Source organism: Noviherbaspirillum sp., from assembly GCF_035627455.1.
Lineage (GTDB): Bacteria > Pseudomonadota > Gammaproteobacteria > Burkholderiales > Burkholderiaceae_D > Noviherbaspirillum.
In genome coordinates this window covers 1-6,897 of the sequence record NZ_DASPLS010000033.1, presented here as the reverse complement: position 1 = coordinate 6,897, position 6,897 = coordinate 1, and the positions used below count along the sequence as shown (strand labels likewise).

The 6,897-nt window shown below is 62.9% G+C and carries 4 protein-coding genes; all 4 read left to right on the top strand.

Annotated features, from left to right (window positions below):
* Window positions 1-51 precede the first annotated feature (51 nt).
* The gene (locus tag VEC01_RS06445) at window positions 52-1,842 is read left to right on the top strand and encodes a DUF4214 domain-containing protein (RefSeq protein ID WP_324899908.1); all 1,791 of its coding nucleotides are present in this window, start codon (window positions 52-54) and stop codon (window positions 1,840-1,842) included.
* Window positions 1,843-2,249: 407 nt separating this feature from the next.
* A complete protein-coding gene (locus tag VEC01_RS06440; protein ID WP_324899906.1) occupies window positions 2,250-4,031 on the top strand; it encodes a type I secretion system permease/ATPase in 1,782 nt (593 codons plus the stop codon).
* Between the two features lie 4 nt (window positions 4,032-4,035).
* Entirely contained in the window at window positions 4,036-5,385 is a 1,350-nt protein-coding gene (locus tag VEC01_RS06435) for an HlyD family type I secretion periplasmic adaptor subunit (protein WP_324899905.1), read from the top strand.
* Window positions 5,386-5,396: 11 nt separating this feature from the next.
* Window positions 5,397-6,897, top strand: a 1,501-nt coding sequence (locus VEC01_RS06430; protein WP_324899903.1) for a TolC family outer membrane protein, incomplete at its 3' end; no start/stop codon positions are given.

Sequence of the window (6,897 nt, the reverse complement as noted above, 5' to 3'; positions counted from 1 at the left end):
CCGCCCAAATGTGTAATCCAAGACTTTCTTACTAACAACACTGGGAAAACAATGATTACAAATACCTTGGGCCAGCAGATCTGCCGTATTTACACCGCAGCCTTCCTGCGGGCGCCGGACAAGGGCGGCTACGAGTACTGGCTGAACACCGCGACAGCAAGCAGCCTGGCCGCGACGATCGACACCATGTTCTCCCTCGACGTGGTCAGGGCGGTTTACCCGGCCTCGATGACGAATGCGCAGTTCGTGACCGCGATCTATAACAATGTGTTCAGCAAGTCGCCTGACGACGGCGGCCTGGCGTACTGGAAGGCGTTCCTTGACACCGGCGCCAAGACGCGCGGCGGCCTCGTCCTGGATATCATCAACGCCGGCCTGTCCACCCCGGAAGGGACGTCCGGGCGCGACGTGATCGTCAACCGCGTCAATTACGCGATGGGCGTGGTCGAGCAGCAGCAGAGCACCGGCACCGACCTGTATGCCACGATTGGCGACGCCGCGATGAAGCAGACCTTTGCGACGGTGACCGCCGATACGTCTACCGTCGAAAGCGCGCTGTCGAGCACCGCGACCCAGTCCTACCTGACGGTCACCACGCTGACCGACAATAGCGACAAATTTACTGGAACGTCGGCGGCGGACCGCATCGATGCCGGCATGGGCGCGGATTCGATCGATGCCAGCTCGGGCAACGACTACATCATCGGCGGCACGGGCAACGACACGCTTTGGGGCAGCTTCGGCAGCGACCTCATCGATGCTGGTTCGGGCGATGACTTGCTGTATGGAGGTACGGCGACTTGGTCCGATAACGACACGACCGGCACCGATACGCTGATCGGCGGCACCGGCAACGATACGCTGTATGGGGGCGAAGCTGCTGACTACCTGATGGGCGGTGGTAACGCCGATTATCTGTATGGGGGTAACGGCAACGACACCATCGACGGCGGCACCGGGAATGACGGCTTGTACGGCGAGGAAGGCAACGACTCGCTGGTGGGGGGCGTGGGTAATGACACCCTCGAGTCCGGCTCCGGCAATGACACCCTGCTCGGCGGTGACGGCAACGACACCTTCTACGGCGGCAACGACTACACCGGCACCGGTTCTGTTTACATTGACGGCGGCGCCGGCGACGACTGGATCAGCGTCTCTTACACGAACAGCACGGTAACCGGCGGTGCGGGCAACGACACGATTTCGGGCGGGTCGCGCAATGACAGCATTTCCGGTGGCGACGGACAAGACACAATCAACGGCGGAGAAGGGCGTGACACCATTTCCGGCGGCGAGGGCACGGATACCATCGTGGGCGGCTCCGGCGACGACACGATCAACCTGTCTGAAACGTCTTCCTCACCCGATTTCGTGCGCTATATTCGCACCGCTGACTTTGGCGAGACCGGCGATACGATCACCGGATTTGATGCCAGCGATGTGCTGCAGATTAACCGGAGCCTGTTCAATGAACTCGGCAGCGGTACGTACAGCGGACAGGGGACGAGTGCCGATATCCAAACGGTCAGCAATGCCACGACGGCGTTTACAGCAGGCAAGACTGTGTTCCTGATCCAGGGGGCGAGTGCGGCTGCCGATACCCTTTCCGCCGCAGCAAGCTTCCTCGATGCCTATGGAAACAACCAGACCTACGGCGCGTCGGACGCCCTGTTGTTTGTATTCGGCGTCGGCAGCAATACGACCGTGTATTACTACGTGGACGATAACGCAGGCGACGCGCAAGTTACCGCGGAGGAGTTGACGCATGTGGTGACCCTGGTCGGAACCAGCGTTTCCAACCTTACGGCAGCCAATCTGTCGGCGGCCAGTTATTGGTGGTAAGCGCGGCGCGATCGCCATTGCTTTTGATTGCCGCCCGGCGTTGCGCCGGGCGGCATTTTTATTTTTGAAATAATCCGCGTAGAAAAGTCCGGAAGCCAGCGCGTGCCCCCAACGCTCCGGCCGGGCGTGATGCCGTAGAAGCAAGAAAAATCGCGCCTAAACCCAAGTCCCGTTGTTTCCTGCAATGCCCGGCAACAAAAAATCTGGTGAGCAACCTTGTGCTATGGTAAGCTCCAAAATGTGATTTTCGTCACATTTTTTAATTCGGTGGCCAAGGGACTTGTGCAGTTCTGAAGAAATCCGGTGCTGTTGCCGCATCCGGACTTTCGCTTTTCCGGCGGACCGCAGAACTTTAGCCATTTTATTCGACGGAGCCTCCGCGCGTTCGTACTGCGTTACTTATCCAGATGAAACCGAAACTCAAACTCCCGCAAAATGAAATCGCACAAGCCCTTGTCGGTTTCAAGAGTGCGTTCCGTACCGTAGGCGTGTTCAGCGCGATCATCAACATGATCATGCTGGTGCCGTCCATCTACATGCTGCAGGTCTATGACCGCGTGCTGCCGAGCCAGAACGAAATCACGCTGTTGATGCTGACGCTCATTACCCTCGGCGCCTATGTGCTGATGAGCGCGCTGGAGTATGTGCGCAGCTTCGTGCTGGTGCGGGTCGGGGCGAAGCTGGACATGCAGCTGAACAAGCGCATCTACTCCGCTGCGTTCGAGCAGAACCTGCGCCGCGGCGGCGGCAACGCAGGGCAGGCGCTGAACGACCTGACCAACATCCGCCAGTTCGTCACCGGCAACGGCCTGTTTGCGTTCTTCGACGCGCCGTGGTTCCCGATCTATCTCGCCGTGATTTTCGCGTTCGAACCGTCGCTCGGCGTGTTCGCGGTGGTCGGCAGCCTGATCCAGGTGGCGCTGGCCGTCATCAATGAAAAAGTCTCCAAGAAGCCGCTGGAAGAAGCGAGCAGCCTCGCGATCGCTTCGAGCAACCTGGCGACCAACAACCTGCGCAATGCGGAAGTGATCGAGTCGATGGGCATGCTGCCCAATCTGATGAATCGCTGGTTCACGATGCACAGCCGCTTCCTGCAGCTGCAGGCGGAAGCGAGCGAAAAGGCCGGCGTGGTGACCGCGGCGACCAAGTTCGTGCAGGTGTCGCTGCAATCGCTGGTGCTGGGCTACGCGGCGCTGCTGGTCGTCGAAGGCAAGATCACCCCCGGCATGATGATCGCCGCCACCATCCTGATGGGCCGCGCGCTGAGCCCGGTGCAGCTGGTGATCAGCGTCTGGAAGCAGTGGAGCAGCACGCGCAGCGCCTATCACCGCCTGACCGAACTGCTGGAAGCGAATCCGGCGCGCCAGGCTGGCATGTCGCTGCCCAAGCCGGAAGGCGTGATGTCGGTCGAGGCGGTCACCGCGGCGCCGCCGGGCTCGCAGGTGGCGGTCATCAAGGGCCTCAATTTCGCACTGCAGCCGGGCGACGCGCTTGGCATCATCGGTCCGAGCGGCTCCGGCAAGTCCACGCTCGCACGTCTGCTCGTCGGCGTCTGGCCGGCCGCCGTCGGCAAGGTCCGTCTCGACGGCGCCGACATCTTCCAGTGGAACAAGGATGAGCTGGGCCCGCACATCGGCTACCTGCCGCAGGACATCGAACTGTTCGCCGGTACCGTCGCGGAAAACATTGCGCGCTTCGGCGAAGTCGATTCGGAACAGGTGATCGAAGCGGCCAAGCGCGCCGGCGTGCATGACATGATCCTGCACTTCCCGAAGGGCTACGACACCAAACTGGGCGACGGCGGCGCCGGTCTGTCCGGCGGCCAGAAACAGCGCATCGGCCTGGCCCGTGCGATGTACGGCGATCCTTCGCTGCTGGTGCTGGACGAGCCGAACTCCAACCTCGACGATGTCGGCGAGCAGGCTCTGCTGACCGCGATCATCGACCTGCGCCGCCGCGGCAAGACCATCGTGCTGATCACGCACCGCACCAGCGTGCTGGGCGTGACCAACAAGCTGCTGCTGCTGCGCGACGGCGTCGCCCAGGCCTTCGGCCCGAGCAATGAAGTGCTGGCGGCGCTGACCAAGGCGAACCAGCAGCAACAGGCGCAACTCGCGCAACAGCAGGCACAGGCACGCGCCGCCGCAGAGCAGGCGAACAACGGCACGGCAGTCGCAGCACAGGAATAAGCAAATGAAACTGTTGAAAAACACCGAGGCGACCGAGGTCGTCGCGCAAGAGCTCCCCAAGATCAATGTGGACACCGATCCGTCGCGCCACGCACGGCTGGGCTGGCTCATCGTACTGCTGGGTTTTGGCGGCTTCCTGCTGTGGGCCAGCTTCGCGCCGCTCGACAAGGGCGTTCCGGCAAGCGGCACCGTGACCGTGTCGAGCAACCGCAAGGTCGTGCAGCACCAGACCGGCGGCACCATCGAAGACATCCTGGTCAAGGAAGGCGAGGTGGTGAAGGCCGGCCAGCCGCTGGTGCGCATGAATGACGTGGCGGCCAAGTCGAATGCCGAGATCGCCCGCGTGCAGTACTTCAATGCACGCGCGGTGGAAGCGCGGCTGATCGCCGAGCGCGACGGCAAGAAATCGATCGCCTTCCCGCCGGAGCTGGAATCGGCAAAGACCGATGCACGCGTCGCGAACAACATTTCGCTGCAGGCGCAACTGTTCAGCTCGCGCCAGGCCGCACTGCAAAGCGACCTGGCGGCCACCGACGAAACCATCGCCGGCCTGAAGGCGCAGGTGCGCGGCCTGCAGGAGGCGCTGGACAGCCAGAAGCAGCAGCAGCAATTCCTGAAGGAGCAGCTGGAAGGCATGCGCGACCTGGCCAGGGAAGGCTATGTGGCGCGCAACCGCCTGCTCGACCTGGAGCGCACCTATGCGCAGGTGAACGGCGGCATGTCGGAAAACATCGGCAACATCGGCCGCGCGCAGCGCCAGATCGCCGAACTGACGCTGCGCCGCACGCTGCGCCAGCAGGAATACCAGAAGGAAGTCCGCTCGCAGCTGTCCGAAGTGCAGAAGGAAGCCGAGGCGCTGGCAAACCGCCTGAAGAGCCTCGACTTTGACCTCGAGAACGCCATTGTCCGCGCGCCGGTCGACGGCGTCGTGGTGGGCCTGAATGTCTTTACCCGCGGCGGCGTGATTCCGGGCGGTTTCCGCATGATGGACCTGGTGCCGGCGGATGACCCGCTGGTCGTCGAAGCGCAGGTCCCGGTCAACCTGATCGACAAGGTACACCCGGACCTGAAGGTGGAACTGATCTTTGCCGCGTTCAACCAGAACGAGACGCCGCACATTCCGGGCGTGGTCACGCAGGTTTCCGCGGACCGTCTGGTCGACGAAAGGACGGGCATGCCGTACTACAAGATCCAGGCGCAGGTCACGCCGGAAGGAAAGAAGCTGCTGAAGGATCTGCAGGTTCGCCCCGGCATGCCGGTGGAACTCTTCGTGAAGACCGGCGAGCGCACGATGATGAGCTACCTGCTCAAGCCAATCTTTGACCGTGCGACGACCGCGCTGACCGAGGAGTGAACGTGGCGGCAATGATGAAGAGACGCGCACTGGCTTCGGCACTGGCGGCCGCACTGGTCCTGCAGGCGGGATCGGCTTCGGCGATCAGCCTGGTCGAGGCGTACCAGGCGGCGTTGCAGAACGACCCGCTGTACCGCTCCGCGGTGCACGACAACGAGGCCGGCCAGCAATACACCGCGATCGGCCGGTCCTACCTGCTGCCCAGCCTGTCCGCAAGCTATGCGACGAGCAAGAATCGCGCGGATTTCACGCAGCCGAACATCCTCGGACAGCAAACGACCACCCATCCCGAGTACACCAGCACCTCCGGCGGCGTCAGTCTGCGCCAGCCGCTGCTGAACCTGGATGCGTGGGCGCGCTATAACCAGGGCGTCGCGCAGACCAACTACAGCGACGCGCTGTTTACCGCGCGCGGCCAGGACCTGATGATCCGGCTGGTGAGCGCGTATGCCGAAGCGAAGTATGCGGAAGACCAGCTTGCGCTGGCGACGATCCAGCGCGACACCTTTGCCGAGCAGCGGCGGGTGAACGAGCGCATGTTCGAACGCGGCGAAGGCACGCGCACCGACATGCTGGAAACCCAGGCGCGCTACGATCTGGCTGAAGCGCAGCTGGTGGAGGCGCGCGACAACGTGACCAACACGCGCAACGCGCTGGCATCGATCATCGGCGGCGACGTGACCCAGCTCGACGTGCTGACGGATGATTTCAAGGTCAGGCCGATGCAGCCGGCGAGCTTCGAGGAATGGAAGGCGCTGGCGCTGGAGCGCAACGCGGAGATTGCCGCGCAGCGCTATAGCGTCGAAGTGGCGGAGCAGGAAATCAAGAAGGGCCGCGCCGGCCATGCGCCGCGGGTGGACCTGGTGGCGGGCTATAACAAGGCCAATTCGGAAACGGTTACCACGCGCAACCAGGATTCCACGGTGCGCAGCGTCGGCGTGCAGGTCAGCATTCCGATTTACTCCGGCGGCCTGACCAGCGCGGTGACCAGCCAGGCAATTGCCAACCACGACAAGGCCAAGTCGGACCTCGACGCCAAGACCAACCAGGTGCTGGTCGAACTGCGCAAGCAGTACAGCCTTTCGCTGAGCAGTGCGGCGCGCATCGATGCGCTGGTCAAGTCGGTCAATTCGGCACGCATGCTGGTGCAGGCCACGCAGCAGAGCGTCAAGGGCGGCGTGCGCATCAACCTCGACGTGCTGAACGCGCAGCAGCAGTTGTATGTCGCGCAGCGCGACCTCGCGCAGGCGCGTTACAGCTACCTCATCAGCTATCTGCGCCTGCGTTTCTCGGCGGGCACGCTGACGGCCGAGGATCTGCATACGGTCGCCGGCTATTTCGTCAAATCGGGCAGCAACATGATGTCCGAAACCGTGTTGCCGACCCGGGTGGTGGCGAAGGCGGCAGCCGTGGTTGCGCCGCCGCAGCCGGCCGTGCAGAAGGCGGAACCCGCAGCCGACGCCGGCCGCGACGAGGTGCTGAAGTTCGTCCAGAGCTGGGCGCAGGCATGGG

Bases quoted from the DNA above. Each gene is read 5' to 3' on its own strand.
- VEC01_RS06440 (WP_324899906.1), top strand. From the start codon at position 2,250: ATGAAACCGAAACTCAAACTCCCGCAAAATGAAATCGCACAAGCCCTT.
- VEC01_RS06435 (WP_324899905.1), top strand. From the start codon at position 4,036: ATGAAACTGTTGAAAAACACCGAGGCGACCGAGGTCGTCGCGCAAGAG.
- VEC01_RS06445 (WP_324899908.1), top strand. From the start codon at position 52: ATGATTACAAATACCTTGGGCCAGCAGATCTGCCGTATTTACACCGCA.